The organism is Streptomyces sp. NPDC002276, from assembly GCF_053891435.1.
Map to the genome: position 1 here is coordinate 63,732 of NZ_JBSFCQ010000014.1, position 14,802 is coordinate 78,533.

Annotated in this window: 16 protein-coding genes; 12 read left to right on the plus strand and 4 right to left on the minus strand. The window is 69.2% G+C overall.

Annotated elements, in window-relative coordinates; all coding sequences use genetic code 11:
• The first annotated feature begins 50 nt into the window (after nt 1–50).
• Together ACWIHT_RS31215 and ACWIHT_RS31220 are read left to right on the plus strand one after the other, a co-directional pair.
• On the plus strand, nt 51–1,874 hold the full coding sequence (locus ACWIHT_RS31215; protein WP_456171623.1) for a DEAD/DEAH box helicase: 1,824 nt from the start codon (nt 51–53) through the stop codon (nt 1,872–1,874).
• Between the two features lie 2 nt (nt 1,875–1,876).
• Nucleotides 1,877–2,425, plus strand: coding sequence for a hypothetical protein (locus ACWIHT_RS31220; protein WP_456171624.1), 549 nt, complete (start codon nt 1,877–1,879; stop codon nt 2,423–2,425).
• 66 nt (nt 2,426–2,491) lie between these two features.
• Here the strand turns inward: ACWIHT_RS31220 and ACWIHT_RS31225 are convergent, their stop codons facing one another.
• Both ACWIHT_RS31225 and ACWIHT_RS31230 read right to left on the minus strand, forming a co-directional pair.
• Nucleotides 2,492–3,310 carry an SDR family NAD(P)-dependent oxidoreductase gene (locus ACWIHT_RS31225; RefSeq protein WP_456171625.1) on the minus strand — a complete coding sequence of 273 codons (819 nt, stop codon included), beginning with the start codon at nt 3,308–3,310 and terminating at the stop codon, nt 2,492–2,494.
• A 129-nt stretch (nt 3,311–3,439) separates the two neighbouring features.
• Complete coding sequence (locus ACWIHT_RS31230) at nt 3,440–3,967, minus strand: MarR family winged helix-turn-helix transcriptional regulator (protein ID WP_456171626.1); 528 nt, start codon at nt 3,965–3,967, stop codon at nt 3,440–3,442.
• A 203-nt stretch (nt 3,968–4,170) separates the two neighbouring features.
• Between ACWIHT_RS31230 and ACWIHT_RS31235 the strand changes: the two genes are divergently transcribed.
• Nucleotides 4,171–4,572, plus strand: a complete 402-nt coding sequence (locus ACWIHT_RS31235) for a nuclear transport factor 2 family protein (protein ID WP_456171628.1) — start codon at nt 4,171–4,173, stop codon at nt 4,570–4,572.
• A 76-nt stretch (nt 4,573–4,648) separates the two neighbouring features.
• Here the strand turns inward: ACWIHT_RS31235 and ACWIHT_RS31240 are convergent, their stop codons facing one another.
• The gene (locus ACWIHT_RS31240; RefSeq protein ID WP_456171629.1) at nt 4,649–4,960 is read right to left on the minus strand and encodes a hypothetical protein; all 312 of its coding nucleotides are present in this window, start codon (nt 4,958–4,960) and stop codon (nt 4,649–4,651) included.
• Between the two features lie 59 nt (nt 4,961–5,019).
• Here ACWIHT_RS31240 and ACWIHT_RS31245 point away from each other — a divergent pair, with 59 nt between their 5' ends.
• Entirely contained in the window at nt 5,020–5,307 is a 288-nt protein-coding gene (locus tag ACWIHT_RS31245; RefSeq protein WP_456171630.1) for a hypothetical protein, read from the plus strand.
• A 26-nt stretch (nt 5,308–5,333) separates the two neighbouring features.
• Nucleotides 5,334–5,912, plus strand: coding sequence for a DUF3710 domain-containing protein (locus tag ACWIHT_RS31250; RefSeq protein WP_456171631.1), 579 nt, complete (start codon nt 5,334–5,336; stop codon nt 5,910–5,912).
• Between the two features lie 126 nt (nt 5,913–6,038).
• On the opposite strand, the gene ACWIHT_RS31255 is transcribed toward ACWIHT_RS31250, so the two are convergent.
• Nucleotides 6,039–6,719: a hypothetical protein gene (locus ACWIHT_RS31255; protein ID WP_456171632.1), complete on the minus strand. Its 681-nt coding sequence runs from the start codon at nt 6,717–6,719 to the stop codon at nt 6,039–6,041.
• A 281-nt stretch (nt 6,720–7,000) separates the two neighbouring features.
• Here ACWIHT_RS31255 and hemL point away from each other — a divergent pair, with 281 nt between their 5' ends.
• The 7 genes from hemL (at nt 7,001) to ccsB (ending at nt 14,794) form a co-directional block, all read left to right on the plus strand.
• Complete coding sequence (gene hemL / locus ACWIHT_RS31260; protein ID WP_456171633.1) at nt 7,001–8,365, plus strand: glutamate-1-semialdehyde 2,1-aminomutase; 1,365 nt, start codon at nt 7,001–7,003, stop codon at nt 8,363–8,365.
• The gene (locus ACWIHT_RS31265) at nt 8,362–9,048 is read left to right on the plus strand and encodes a histidine phosphatase family protein (protein ID WP_456171634.1); all 687 of its coding nucleotides are present in this window, start codon (nt 8,362–8,364) and stop codon (nt 9,046–9,048) included. The genes hemL and ACWIHT_RS31265 overlap by 4 nt, the downstream gene beginning before the upstream one ends.
• 174 nt (nt 9,049–9,222) lie before the next feature.
• Complete coding sequence (locus ACWIHT_RS31270) at nt 9,223–10,521, plus strand: hypothetical protein (protein WP_456171635.1); 1,299 nt, start codon at nt 9,223–9,225, stop codon at nt 10,519–10,521.
• Nucleotides 10,522–10,598: 77 nt separating this feature from the next.
• Nucleotides 10,599–11,201: a TlpA family protein disulfide reductase gene (locus ACWIHT_RS31275; RefSeq protein WP_200715143.1), complete on the plus strand. Its 603-nt coding sequence runs from the start codon at nt 10,599–10,601 to the stop codon at nt 11,199–11,201.
• Between the two features lie 6 nt (nt 11,202–11,207).
• The gene (locus ACWIHT_RS31280; RefSeq protein WP_456171636.1) at nt 11,208–11,975 is read left to right on the plus strand and encodes a cytochrome c biogenesis CcdA family protein; all 768 of its coding nucleotides are present in this window, start codon (nt 11,208–11,210) and stop codon (nt 11,973–11,975) included.
• Between the two features lie 3 nt (nt 11,976–11,978).
• Complete coding sequence (resB, locus tag ACWIHT_RS31285) at nt 11,979–13,715, plus strand: cytochrome c biogenesis protein ResB (RefSeq protein WP_456171637.1); 1,737 nt, start codon at nt 11,979–11,981, stop codon at nt 13,713–13,715.
• Nucleotides 13,712–14,794: a c-type cytochrome biogenesis protein CcsB gene (ccsB, locus tag ACWIHT_RS31290; RefSeq protein ID WP_456171638.1), complete on the plus strand. Its 1,083-nt coding sequence runs from the start codon at nt 13,712–13,714 to the stop codon at nt 14,792–14,794. Before resB ends, ccsB begins: the two co-directional genes overlap by 4 nt.
• Nucleotides 14,795–14,802 lie beyond the last annotated feature (8 nt).

Genomic DNA, 14,802 nt, shown 5'->3' on the forward strand with positions numbered 1-14,802 from the left:
GTCCAGGCGTCAGCGGTTCTTTTATCGAGCGCACCCGAGGTCGTTTCTCCGTGCAGGCTACGTATCTTCCCGACCGGCACATGTTCGCCCTGTGGAACTGGTCGGGACGGGCATCGGCCGCCGCCTCGCCCGCCGAAGCCGCCGATGCCGTCGAGGCCATCGCCCTGGTCGTCCCGACTCCGGGCCTCGACGGGTTCGAGGTCACCGACGTCGACTGCGAGCTGGTCGAACCGGACCGGCTCGCCGACGCGTTCCTCGACGCGCCCGGCCGTTCGGTGGCCGCCTGGCGGCAGCTGCTCGCGGGCGGCGACGCGGCCCTGCCGATCGCGGCGCACGCCGTCCCCGACGCCACCGGTGTCGCCGTGACGTCCGCGGAGCACGCCGTGGCCGTCTTCCGCCACACCCGCGCCGTCGCCACCGAACTGCGCGCCGCCCTCACCGCCGCGCTACGGCCGTACCAGGTGCGCGGGGTGAGCTGGCTGCGGGAGACCGTCGACGCGCACGGCGGCGCGGTGCTCGCCGACGAGATGGGGCTCGGCAAGACGCTCCAGGCCATCGGCTACCTCACCGGGCGGGCCGCGGAAGGACCCCAACTGGTCGTGTGCCCAACGTCGTTGGTGGGGAACTGGGCCCATGAGATCGAGCGGTTCGCCCCCGCCCTGCGGACGACGACCTGGCGCGGCGGCCCGCTGGAGACGGTGGACGCCGGCACGGTCGTCCTCACCGGCTACCCGACACTGCGCCTCCACGGCCCCGCCCTGACGGAACAGCGGTGGATCACCGCCGTATTCGACGAGGCACAGGTACTGAAGAACCCCCGCACCCAGGTGTCGAAAGCCGCGCGGACCATCGCCACCGACACCCGGATCGCCCTGACCGGAACGCCCGTGGAAAACCATCTCGAAGAACTCTGGGCACTGCTCAACCTGGTCGCACCGCACCAGTTCGGAAACCGGACGCAATTCCGCCGCCGTTTCGTGCGGCCGATCGCGGAAGGTTCCGTCGCCGCGGCGGCCCGACTGCGCGGGGTGATCGAACCGGTCGTCCTCGCGCGGAAGAAGGCCCAGGTCGCCGGATCGCTCCCGGCCAAGATCCACGCCGACCTGATCTGCGACCTCACGGAGGAACAGCGGCAGGCCTACGACCGTGTCCTGGACCAGGTCGTCGACGACGGCTTCGGCAGCGGGGCGCGGCGCCGGACCAAGGTGCTGGCGGCCCTGACCGCGCTCAAACAGGTCTGCAACCATCCGGCGTTGCTCACGGACGGCTTGGACGGCTTGGACGGCTTGGACGGCTTGGGCGAATCAGGTGACTTGGGCGGCCGGGGCGAGCTGGCGGGCAGGTCGGGAAAGCTCGACCTCTGCACCGACATCGTGGCCAACAACCTCGAAACCGGCTCACCCACCCTGATCTTCACCCAGTACATGCGGACCGGTGAGCTGCTGGTACGGCACTGCGCGGAACAGTTCGGGATTGAAGTGCCTTTCTTCCACGGCGGTTTGCGACAGGACCAACGCTCCGACCTCGTACGCCGCTTCCAGGCCCCCGACGGCCCGCAGGTGATGGTGCTCAGCCTGAAAGCCGGCGGCACCGGGCTCACGCTCACCCGCGCGGCCGACGTCATCCACTTCGACCGCTGGTGGAATCCGGCCGTGGAGGCGCAGGCCTCCGACCGGGTCCACCGGATCGGGCAGACCCGCACCGTCACCATCACCACACTGACCACCGGGACCACGGTCGAGGAGCACATCGCGGCCATGCACGCACGAAAATCCGCGCTCTCGGAGGTCACCGACATGGCCGGAGTCGCGCAACTGGCACTCCTGGACGACGACCGCCTCATCGAGGTCCTGCGCCGGAAGCGGGCCAACTGACCATGCCCAACAGCGACTTCGGATACACGGCATGGGGCAAGGACTGGGTACGGCTCGCCGAGCCCCTGCGCCAGACCCGCCCCGACCCGCAACTCCCGCGGGCACGCGGACTCGCCCGCGACGGCAAGGTCGAGATCACGGTCGAGGGCCGTACCGTACGGGCCGTCGTCCACCACGGCCGCACCGTCTTCGCGGCGAGCATCGAACTCGCGCCGATGCCCCGCGAGACGACCGCCGGCATCTCCCGCCGCCTCTCCGGCGCCCGCCCCGTCCTCACCGACGACCTGTACCGCACCCTGACCGACGACGGCCACCGACCCGCACCCCACGTCACCGCCATCGCCTGCGCCTGCCCGGCCGACACTCCCCGATGCGTCCATGTGCTGGCCGTCTACTACGAGATGGCCCGGCGCGTCGACGACGACCCCCGGATCGCGCTCGACGTGCAGGACTTCTTCCGCGCCGCGTCGCAGGGCGCCGACGTGACGGCCACCGCGACACCGCGGCGATGGATCGCGCTCAACGCGCTGAAGCCGGACGACTACTTCTGAGATCGACGGCGACTGTCGCTCGGGTCGGCGTCGGGGACGGGGTCGGGGACGGGGACGGGGACGGGGTCAGGCGTCGGTGAGCCGGTGGGAGACGTCCATCAGGTGCCGGGTGGTCGTGGCGTCCAGGACGATCGGGGTGCGCTGTTCGAAGCGGCCCGGTTTGCCCCAGTAGACGGGGGAGTCCCAGTCGTCGTACCGGGCGGCTTCCACGACGTTGTGGGCGGAGGTCCTGAGGGAGTCGAAGACGAGCGGCCCGAGGACCTTGGCGCCTGCCCGCACGTACCAGGGGGCGATGCGCATGATGTCGGTCTTCGCGGAGCCCGCGTTGACGACGCCTGCGGCGAGGCCGGGTTCGGAACGGGTGAGGTGGGCGGCGTAGTGGTGGTTGCCGAGCTGGACCGCCTTGCGGTCGCGGCCGAAGCCGAAGGGCGCGAACTCGGGGAACCGGGCGAAGTCGATGTCGTCGGTCGGCGGGATCGCCGCGGTCATCATGAGCACGACCGGCCGCTCGGCCTGCCGCAGGGCGGGCAGGAGGAGCTGGGTGAGGTGGTAGCGGCTGAGGTAGTTGACCGCGAAGAACGGGTGGAGCCCGTCGGCCGTGCGGCTCTCCTGGAACATGAACACGCCGGTCGTGTGCACGAGGGCGTCGATGCGGTCGTGTTGGCCGAGGACCCGCCGGGCGGCGTCGCGGACGCCGTCGTGGGTGGACAGGTCGGCGGCCAGGAAGGACGCCCGGTCGCCGTCGCTGCCGGAGGAGGCGAGGGCGGCTTCCCCCTTGTGCGGGTCACGGCCCAGCAGGACGAGCCGGTGGCCGTGGGCGAGGAGGTCGCGGGCGGCTCGGAGACCGATGCCACTGTTGCCGCCGGCGATGAGGATCGTCTTCATGGTGCTCCTGGGGGGGGGAGTTGATCGTCACCGGTGTACTGCGGTCGGTCGGCCGCCGATGAAGTGCTCGGTGAGAAGGCGCTCGGTCTCGGTGAGAGGGCGCTCGGTGAGAGGGTGCGCGGCGCGGGGTCAGTCCCGGTCGGTGGGCGGGGTGGCCGTGGGCGCCGCCCAGTCGGTGGGCCGCGGCGCCTTCAGGGCGTCGAGCATGCGCTGGGAGACGGCGCCGAGTTGACGCTGCTGCGCTTTGGACAGCGGGTCGAAGACCAGCCGGCGCACCGCGTCGAGATGGCAGGGAGCCGCGGCGACAACCTTGTCCATGCCGTCGTCGGTGAGGGTGACCAGGGTGGCGCGACCGTCCGCGGGGTCGGGGTGCCGGCGCGTCCAGCCGCGCTTCTCCAGCCGGATGACCACGTTGGACAGCCTGGAGAGCGTGCTTCCGGCGTACTGGGCCAGCTCACTCATCCGCAGGGTGCGGTCCGGAGCCATCGACAGCGTCGACATCGCCATGTACTCGAAGTGGGCGATGCCCGCGTCCCGCTGCATCCGCGCCTCCAGCGCGGCCGGCAACTGGGTCAGCACATAGGCGAACGCGTACCACTGCTGCTGCTCGTCGCCGTCGAGCCACCGCGGCTCGGCGGCCTCCTGTTCCTCTTCCATGCACCCAACATACTCCAAGCGTGGAGTAAAGAGCCAAGCGATATGCTCTTAGCTTGAACCAACTCGGTGGTACGGTCGGACCAATCTCGGAGTGACGGACAGGGCGCGGCGAGGGTGGGTCGCGACCATCCTGGTACCGGCAGACCCGGCAGACCCGGCAGACCTGGCCGACGATCCGGCCGGCCCGACCCGAAGGACCGCCCATGAACAACACCGTCGCCGACCTGATGCGCCGCAACCTCCTCGACGTCTTCAACGAGCCGGACCCCGAGCGCCGCGGCGTGGCCATCGCCCAGACCTACGCCGAGGACGTCGTGTGGCACGAACCCGACGGCGTCGTACGAGGCCGCGAGGCCCTCGCCGAACGTGCCGCGGAACTGCGTGCGGGGACCCCGGACTGGGTCTTCCGCCCCGCCGGCCCGGTCTCCGTCAACGACGACCTCGGCCACCTCGCCTTCCACTACGGCCCGGCCGGCCAACCACCCGTCGCGACCGGAATGGACATCGCCCACTGCAAGGACGGCGTCATCGTCGAGCTCTACACGATCGTGACCGGAACCGGTCAGCCCGCGGCTGATGCCCCGCCTCATGCGGCCGAGGGCTGAAGTCCTGCCATTCGCACGGCAGTTGGACCGGGTGCGCCACACGAACGCTGTGGTGCACCCGGCCACGGTCACCGCGCTATGCGTCCGGGCCGAGTGACGCCAGGTCGAAAGCGTTACTGATACCGCTGTAACCGTCCGCGGTCAGATTGACGTGGTCGCCGGAGTCGAAGTCCGCCGGGGCCACGTCGTTGCCCAGTTTCAGGGCCTGCGGGTCCGCTGTACTCGCGGTGTCGGTGACCGCCACGATCGCCTCCGCGTCGACGTAGCTCACCGTGGGTGAGGTGAAGTCGAGTTGGTCGGTGATCCAGGTGTCACCCTCAAGACCGGCGCCACCAGCGCCGACGGCGTGCGCTACACCTCCATCGCCGGTGAGACGGTGGCCACCCACTCCTTGCTTCGGCGGAGTTCGGTATCTGGGACAGGCTGACTCCGGGCATGCTCCTGTGCATGGCCCTCTGCGTCGCCGTGGCTGACGACCCGGCGTTCGCCGATGAGATCGCGGAGTCGGGCGACACACTGTTGGCCGGGTTGGTCTCGGGAGATTTCCGCGCGATCGAACTGGGCGTCGAGGACGCGGCCAAGAGTTGGGAACAGGTGGTGGCGCGGCTCGTGGAGTACGTCCGGCGCCCCAATGCGTCGGAGGGCACCCTCGACGTTCTGCTGTCGGAGACGGAAGACCTCTGGTCCGATGTGCTTGATTCCGGCGACTGGAGCGGTTCGACTACGGCGTGTTGAGGGTGCCGCGACTGGAGGGTGCGCGCATGCATCCGCTGATGGCCCACGGGCGACCCGTCGGGGTGATCGTCTCCCTCGGTGATCATGCCTTCAGCCTCCAGGCGTTCCGGGTTCCTGTGGGGCCGGTCCGGAGGAAGACTCTCCCGAAGATCATCCAAGGTATCCGGGATCAGGGCGGTGCGGCGGAGGAGGCCGAGAGCGGTCTCGGATTCGAGGTCCGCGCGCGGATCTTTGTCGTGAAGGACGAGCAGAGGCTGCTTCAGCCGACGCGGATCGTAGGGTGCGACGGGCCGGGACGGCTGCTGCGTGGGGGCTACGGCGGGCCAGCGGCACTGACGGACTTGATGGACCCGCGGGCCCGTCACCTCTTCACCCAGACAGTGGTCGACTTCCCGGAAGCCGTCTGCGCCTCTGCGCCTCTGCGCCTCTGGAGTCGGACGACTACATCACCTACCGGCGGTTTGCGTGGCGCTTACGAGCGTCTCCTGGGCGCCGGCTTCGACGGTGGATCGTCCTCGACGACGTTCAGTCCGCGCACCGCGACCACCAGGCGTTGCTCGTCGAGAGGCCGTCTCCGTGGAATCCCGGCTCTGCGCGGCCGGTGATGGTCCCTCCGGCGCCCTCAATTCTGCCCTGACCCTCTTGACGCCCCCGCCCCCGCCCCCGCCCCCTCCCCGGCACCAAAAAGGGCGAGGCCCGAAGACCCCGCCCGATCCGCAAGAACCCCCGGCTCATGGCCAGACAAGGCAGTACGGCTGATGCCCCGCCTCATGCAGCCGGTGGCTGAAGTCCTGCCATTCGTGCAGCAGTTGGTACACGTTGAACGCGTCCCGTGGGCCGCCCCGGTCCGGGACCGTCGACCAGATGAACGCCGCCGCGCCCACCGCCTCCTCGCCGATTCCGCGGAGCGGGTCGACGACCGTCATCGGGAGTTTGACGACGGCGTAGTCGGGGTGGAGGACGACCAGTTCCAGCGGGGGCACCTTGTTGAGGGGGACGCCCTCGATGCCGGTGAGGACCATCGCGGCCATCGTCTCCGGCTTGATCTTGGTGAACATGCCGTTCATCCCGAGTTCGTCGCCGCCGAGTTCCTCGGGGCGCATCGAGATCGGGACGCGGGCCGCGGTCGCGCCGTCGGGCGCGCCGAAGTATTTGTAGGTCACCCCCACCCGACCACCATTCCTGCTCCCCGCCCGCAACTGATCGATCCGACGTTCGATACGTCGCTCGTCGCGATCCGACTCATCCGAACCCACACCGGATCCAGCGGATCCAGCCGATCCACTGGATCCGGGACCGCCCTGCCGTGCCGCCTCGGCGGCCTCCTCCGCGTCGCGTCGGTGCTTCCCCCGCCGGGCACGCCGAGGACCCAGATCGTCAGTCCCCTCGCCCAGTCCGCCACCGCGATGCATATCTCCACCCGACTGCTTTTCTAGGACGCGTGGCCCCAGCCGCGCAACCCGATCATCGTGTCAGTGACCTCCCCCACGGCCGCCCGCCGAAACGTGCGCTGAAACACCTGTCCGCAGGATCTGCGCAAGCCCTGTACACCGGCGCCCGCATGAGCTGTGTGTCTGTGTGTATCACCTCCCAGTCTCGCAGATGGGTGGGGGCTCGTGCCCGCGCTCCCGCCGCCTACCCTGAGGAGGTAACTGAGGTCCCGGAGTCCGAGAAGTCGGAGAAGTCGCAGGTCATGAGCCAAACGCCCAGCGGAACGCCCAGCGAACCGGCAGGTGTACTGCCCAGCACACCGCCCTATCCCTACGAAGCACCCGTCTCGCAGGCTCTTTTCGACCGTGCGTCGGTCGTCACACCGGGCGGTGTGAACTCCCCGGTGCGCGCCTTCCGCGCGGTCGGCGGCACGCCCCGGTTCATGGTGTCCGGCAACGGCCCCTATCTGACGGACGCGGACGGGCGCGAGTACGTCGACCTCGTCTGTTCCTGGGGGCCGATGATCCTCGGGCACTCCCAGCCCGACGTGATCGCCGCCGTCCAGGACGCCGTCTCGCGCGGGACCTCCTTCGGGACCCCCGGTGAGGGCGAGGTCGCGCTCGCCGAGGAGATCGTCGCCCGGGTCGGGCCCGTGCAGCAGGTGCGGCTCGTCAGCAGCGGTACCGAGGCGACCATGTCCGCGATCCGGCTCGCCCGCGGGTTCACCGGGCGGCCCAAGGTCATCAAGTTCGCCGGGTGTTACCACGGTCACGTCGACGCGCTCCTCGCCGCCGCGGGCAGTGGCGTCGCCACCTTCGCGCTGCCCGACACCCCCGGCGTCACCGGCGCCCAGGCCGGCGACACGATCGTCCTGCCGTACAACGATCTCGAAGCCGTCAACGAGGCCTTCCACCGGCATCCCGGTGAGATCGCGTGCGTCATCACCGAGGCTTCGCCGGGGAACATGGGCGTCGTGCCGCCCGGCCCCGGGTTCAACCAGGGGCTCAAGGACGCCTGCTCGAAGAACGGTGCCCTCTTCATTTCCGACGAGGTCATGACCGGGTTCCGGACCAGCCGCGCCGGATGGTTCGGGATCGACGGGGTCGTCCCCGATCTCATGACCTTCGGGAAGGTGATGGGCGGCGGTTTCCCCGCCGCCGCGTTCGGCGGGCGCGCCGACATCATGGGGCACCTCGCTCCCGCCGGGCCCGTCTACCAGGCCGGCACCCTCTCCGGTAACCCCGTCGCCACCGCCGCCGGTCTCGCCCAGCTGCGGCTCCTCGACGACGCGGCCTACGAGACGGTGGACGCCGTATCGGCGCGGATCCAGGCGCTCGTCACCGAGGCGCTCAGCAAGGAGGGTGTCGCGCACCGGCTACAGAACGCCTCCAACATGTTCTCCGTGTTCTTCACCGACCGGAGCGTGCGCAACTACGAGGACGCCAAGGCGCAGGAGTCGTACCGCTTCACCGCCTTCTTCCAGTCGATGCTGGCGCAGGGTGTCTATCTGCCCCCCTCGTCCTTCGAGTCCTGGTTCGTTTCCACGGCCCACGACGAACGGGCCATCCAGCGGATCGCCGACGCCCTTCCGGCGGCGGCCAGAGCGGCGGCGGAGGCCACCGAATGAGCAGCAGTGACAGCGACATCACCGTCGTCCACGTGATGCGGCACGGCGAAGTCGCCAACCCCGAAGGGGTGTTGTACGGCCGTCTCCCCGGCTACCACCTCTCCGAACTGGGCCGCCAGATGGCCGACCGGGTCGCCGAGCACCTCTCCTCCCGCGATGTCACGCACGTCGTCGCCTCCCCGTTGGAGCGGGCGCAGGAGACGGCCACGCCGATCGCCAAGGCGCACGGGCTCGACCTCGCGACCGACGGGCGGCTCATCGAGGCCGACAACGTCTTCCAGGGCAAGACCTTCGGCGTCGGCGACGGCGCGCTGAAGAAGCCCGACAACTGGAAGTACCTGGTCAATCCGTTCAAGCCGTCCTGGGGCGAGCCCTACGTCGACCAGGTGGTGCGGATGATGGGGGCGCTGGACGCCGCCAAGGACGCCGCCCGTGGACATGAGGCCGTACTGGTCAGCCATCAGCTGCCGATCTGGATCGTGCGGTCCTACGTGGAGCGGCGGCGGCTGTGGCACGACCCGCGCAAGCGGCAGTGCACGCTCGCGTCGCTGACGACCTTCACCTACCGCGGCGACAAGATCGTGTCCGTCGGCTACACCGAACCGGCCCGTGATCTCGTCCCGGCACATCTCCTCGCGGGCGCGAAGCCGGTGAAGGGGAAGGACAAGGCGTTCGGCGCCTGAAAATCGCGGATGTCGCGGATGTCGTAGCTATCACGATCCGGTCACCCGTCAGGGCCAGTTGTCGAGACAGGCCTGTGACATTTGTTGCGGAACCCAGATGGTTCCTGGCGAACTTTCCCGTCCGTCGCGTCCTCTCACAGGTAGACCACAGAGGATGCGACGGATGGGGAAGCGATGCGGAGTCTCACGCGACGGGGAGTGCTCGGGGCCGGTGTCGGCGCCGCGGCAGCCGTAGGGCTCGCGGGGTGCGGCACGCAGGGGGCGGACCCCTTCGGCGATTCCGGGAAGGGCGGGAAGGGCGGCAAGGGCCACTCCGGCGGCCCCACCAAGTCGATGGAGCCCCGCACCAAGCCCATCGGTGACGGCTCCACGTCCTTCACCGGCGCCCAGCCCAAGCAGCCCGCCAAGCCCGTGCCGATGGAGGCGGGGGAGACTCCGCCGCAGTTCGTGATCTTCTCCTGGGACGGCGCGGGCGAGGTCGGCAACGGACTGTTCCCGCGCTTCCTCGACCTCGCCAAGCAGCACGGCGCGAGCATGACCTTCTTCCTCTCCGGCCTCTATCTGCTGCCCGAGTCGAAGAAGCGCCTGTACAACCCGCCGAACAACCCGCGCGGCGCCTCCGACATCGGCTACCTCACCGACGAACACGTCAAGGCGACCCTCACCAACGTCCGGCGCGCCTGGCTTGAGGGCCACGAGATAGGCACCCACTTCAACGGTCACTTCTGCTCCGGCTACGGCACCGTCGCCAACTGGACGCCCCAGCAGTGGCAGAGCGAGATCGACCAGGCCAAGTCCTTCGTGAAGGAGTGGCGCACCAACACCGGCTGGCACGACCTGCCGGCGCTGCCCTTCGACTACGACAAGGAACTCGTCGGCGGCCGTACGCCCTGTCTCCTGGGCCAGAACCAGCTGCTGCCCACCGCCCGTTCGCTCGGCTGGCGCTACGACGCCTCCTCGCCCGGCGGCCGGCAGGTCTGGCCCGACAAGAAGAACGGCGTGTGGGACTTCCCCCTCCAGGCCGTCCCGTTCCCCGGGCACAGCTTCGAGGTCCTCTCGATGGACTACAACATGCTGGCCAACCAGTCGGTCAACTCCACCAACGCGCCCGCCTCCAACTACCCGGGCTGGCGTACCCAGGCCGCGCAGGCCTACATCTCCGGCTTCCAGCGGGCGTACGAGTCGAACCGCGCGCCCTTCTTCATCGGCAACCACTTCGAGCACTGGAACGGCGGCATCTACATGGACGCCGTCGAGCAGGCCTTCAAGCACATAGCCGCGGAGAAGGAGAAGGGCGCCGACGTCCGGATGGTCTCCTTCAAGCAGTTCACCGACTGGATCGACGTGCAGAAGCCCGAGGTGCTCGCCAAGCTGCGCGGCCTCGACGTCGGCCAGGCACCGGCCGGCGGCTGGAAGTCGTACCTGGCCGCGAGCCCGACCGCCTCTTCCACGGCCACCGGGGACGCCGCCTGAAATGCGGGTTTCCGCCCGCGAGGCGCCCTTGAGGGGGGCGCGCAAGATCCCCAGAACGGGCATGCGAAACTTTTCACATGAGTGCCGCCAGTCGCGCCCGTAGCCGCGCCGTCCTGTCGACCGCCGGCGTTGCCGTCGCCGCGTTGGTGCTTTCCGCGTGCAGTTCCGGGGGTACCTCCGGAGGCTCCGGCAACACCAACTTCATCACCGGCTCCGACGGCATCGCGACCGTCAAGAAGGGCGACCGCCAGGCCGCCCCCGACCTGTCCGGCAAGACCATCGACGGCAAGACGCTCGACACCGCCGACTACAAGGGCAAGGTCCTCGTCGTCAACGTGTGGGGCTCCTGGTGCTCCCCGTGCCGCGCCGAGGCGGACAACCTGGTCCAGGTCGCCAAGGCCACCGCGGACAAGGACGTCCAGTTCGTCGGCCTCAACACCCGCGACACCAGCACCGAACCGGCCGTAGCCTTCGAGAAGAAGTACGCCGTCCCCTACCCCAGCCTGTACGACCCGACGGGCAAGCTGATGCTCCGGTTCAAGAAGGGCACCCTCAACCCGCAGGCCATCCCCTCCACGATCGTCATCGACCGGGACGGCAAGATCGCGGCGCGCGCCCTCCAGGCACTCAGCGAGGAGAAGCTGCGCGAGATGCTCGACCCGGTCATCGCGGAGAAGTGAGCTGACGTGCTGCTCGCCGCCGCCGCCCTGCCGGGCCAGAACGAGACGGTCTACAGCGGGGCCCTGCTGCTCGCCCTGCCGATCGCCGTACTCGGCGGGCTCGTCTCCTTCTTCTCCCCCTGCGTCCTGCCCCTCGTCCCCGGCTACCTCTCCTACGTCACCGGCGTCAGCGGCACCGACCTGGGCGACGCCCGGCGCGGCCGGATGGTCGCGGGGGCCTCCCTGTTCGTCCTCGGCTTCACCGTCGTGTTCGTGTCCGGCGGGGCCCTGTTCGGCTACTTCGGGCAGACGCTCCAGGAGAACAAGGACGTCCTGTCCGAGACGCTCGGTGTGCTCATGATCGCCATGGGCGTGTTCTTCATGGGCCTGATGCCCTGGCTGACCCAGCGTGAGTTCCGCTTCCACAAGCGGCCGACGACCGGGCTGATAGGAGCACCGCTGCTCGGCGCGCTGTTCGGCATCGGCTGGACCCCGTGCATCGGACCGACCCTCGCCTCCGTCCAGGCCCTCTCGATGAATCAGGCCAGTGCCGGTCGCGGCGCCATACTGACCGTCGCGTACTGTCTCGGCCTGGGTGTCCCCTTCGTCCTCACCGCGGTCGCGTTCCGCAAGGCCCTCGGTGCCTTCGGCTGGGTCAAGCGCCACTACGTCTGGGTGATGCGCGTCGGCGGCACCATGATGATCGTGACCGGCGTGCTGCTGCTCACCGGCGCGTGGGACGCGCTGGTGCAGGACATGCAGAGCTGGTCCGACGGCTTCACTGTAGGGATCTGATCGATGAGCAAGACGACCACCGACACGTCCGCCGCCGAGGAGCAGGACCTCGGCGCCGCAGGCTCCCAGCTCTCCACCGCCCCCGTCGAGACCGCGATGCCCGGCTCCTTCGGCGGCAACCGGAAGCCCGGCCTGACCGGCTGGCTCGCGTGGACCGGCCGTGAAGTGCTCGGCTGGGCGCGCTGGTTCTGGCGGCAGCTGACCTCGATGCGGGTCGCGCTGATGCTGCTGTTCCTGCTGTCGCTGGGCGCGGTCCCCGGCTCGCTGATCCCGCAGTCCGGCACCGACGCGCTGAAGGTGTCCGAGTTCCAGGCCGCCCACAAGACGCTCGGCCCGATCTACCAGAAGCTCGGTCTCTTCCACGTCTACGGCTCCGCCTGGTTCGGCGCGATCTACGTCCTCCTGTTCGTTTCCCTCATCGGCTGCATCATCCCCCGCACCTGGCAGTTCGTCGGCCAGCTCCGCGGCCGCCCGCCGGGTGCCCCCAAACGCCTCAACCGCCTTCCCGCGTACGCCACTTGGCGCACCGCCGCCGAACCCGAGCAGGTCCGCGAGGTCGCCCTCCAGGCGCTCAAGAAGCGGCGCTTCCGCGCCCACGTCGCCGGGGACGCCGTAGCCGCCGAGAAGGGCTATCTGCGCGAGACCGGCAACCTGCTCTTCCACCTCGCGCTGATCGTGATGCTGATCGCCTTCGCCTGGGGCCAGCTCTTCAAGTCCGAGGGCGACAAACTGGTCGTCGAGGGCGACGGCTTCTCCAACACCCTCACCCAGTACGACGACTTCAAGTCCGGGAACCTCTTCAGCGACGACGACCTCGTCCCCTTCAGCTTCAACCTGAAGAACTTCGTCGGCACCTACGAGCGCACCGGCCCCAACCGGGGCACCCCGCGTACCTTCCAGGCCGACATCACCTACAGCGTCGGCGCCTACGGCAAGTCCAAGAAGCACACCATCAAGGTCAACGAGCCGCTGGAGATCGGCGACTCGAAGGTCTACCTGGTCAGCCACGGCTACGCCCCCGTCGTCACCGTCCGGGACGGCAAGGGCAACGTGGTCTTCCACCAGGCCGTGCCGATGCTGCCGATCGACTCCAACGTCACCTCGCAGGGCGCGATCAAGGTCCTCGACGGCTACAAGAACGCGCAGGGCGTCGCCGAACAGCTCGGTTTCGTGGCCGTGTTCGTGCCGACGTACGCCAAGAGCAGCGGCACGATGTTCTCCCAGTTCCCCGGCCTCGACTACCCGGTGCTCAACGTCACCGGCTACCACGGCGACCTGGGCGTCAACGCGGGCATCCCGCAGAACGTGTACCAGCTGGAGACCAAGAACCTGAAGCAGTTCAAGGACTCCAAGGGCACCATCCTCAAGCAGCAGCTGCTGCCCGGCGAGACGATGACCCTGCCGAACGGCGCCGGGTCGATCACCTTCGACAAGCAGATCAAGGAATGGGCGGGCTTCCAGGTCGTCCAGCAGCCCGGCACCGACTGGGCGCTGGCCGGCGCGCTCACCGCGATCTTCGGTCTGGCCGGCTCCCTGTTCATCCAGCGCCGCCGCGTCTGGGTGCGCGCCACCACCGGCGACGACGGCAGCACCGTCGTCGAGATGGCCGGGCTCGGCCGCAGCGAGTCCGCGAAACTCCCCGAGGAACTCGGCGACCTGGCGGCACTCGTGCACGACCGGGCCCCGACGAAGACCGACGACGAACCCTCCGTACCCCCCGAAGGGGCTGAGCAGCAGTGAACATCGCCGCCGCCACCAACGAGCACCTGGCCAACGTCAGCAACACGCTGATCTACTCCTCGATGGCCGTCTACACCCTGGCCTTCCTGGCGTACATCGCCGAGTGGACCTTCGGCAGCCGCAGCAAGATCGGCCGTACGGCCGCCGCGCTGACCGGTGCCGCCGCGAAGAAGGCGGACGCGCCCGCCGTCACCGTGCAGAACGCCGGTGGCACCACCGTCCTGGAGCGGCCGAAGGTCGTCGTCCGGGCCGCGTCCGGCTCCCGCGACGTGCCGGACGGTCCCGGCGCGCACGGCGGGGACGAACAGGGCGACCTCTTCGGCCGTATCGCCGTGTCCCTCACGGTGCTCGCGTTCCTCGTCGAGCTGTCCGGGGTCCTCGCCCGCGCGGCCTCGGTGGAGCGGGCGCCCTGGGGCAACATGTACGAGTTCAACATCACCTTCTCCACGGTCGCCGTCGGCGTGTACCTCACGCTGCTGCTGCTCAAGAAGAACGTGCGCTGGCTCGGCCTGTTCCTGGTCACGACGGTCCTCCTCGACCTCGGTATCGCCGTCACCGTCCTGTACACCGCGAGCGACCAGCTGGTCCCGGCCCTCCACTCGTACTGGCTGTACATCCACGTCTCCACCGCGATCATCTGCGGCGCGGTCTTCTACGTGGGCGCGGTGGGCACGCTCCTCTACCTCTTCAAGGACTCGTACGAGAGCAAGCTCGCGAACGGCGGCAAGCCCGGCGCCTTCGCCACCTCCGTGATGGAGCGGCTGCCCGCCTCGGCGAACCTCGACAAGTTCTCCTACCGCGTCAACGCGGCCGTCTTCCCGCTGTGGACGTTCACGATCATCGCGGGCTCGATCTGGGCCGAGTCCGCGTGGGGCCGCTACTGGGGCTGGGACCCGAAGGAGACCTGGGCGTTCATCACCTGGGTCGCCTACGCCTGCTACCTGCACGCCCGCGCCACGGCCGGCTGGAAGGGCCGCAAGGCCGCCTACCTGGCCCTGATCGCCTTCGGCTGCTGGATCTTCAACTACTACGGCGTCAACATCTTCGTCGGCGGCAAGCACTCCTACGCCGGCGTCTGAAGTCCCCT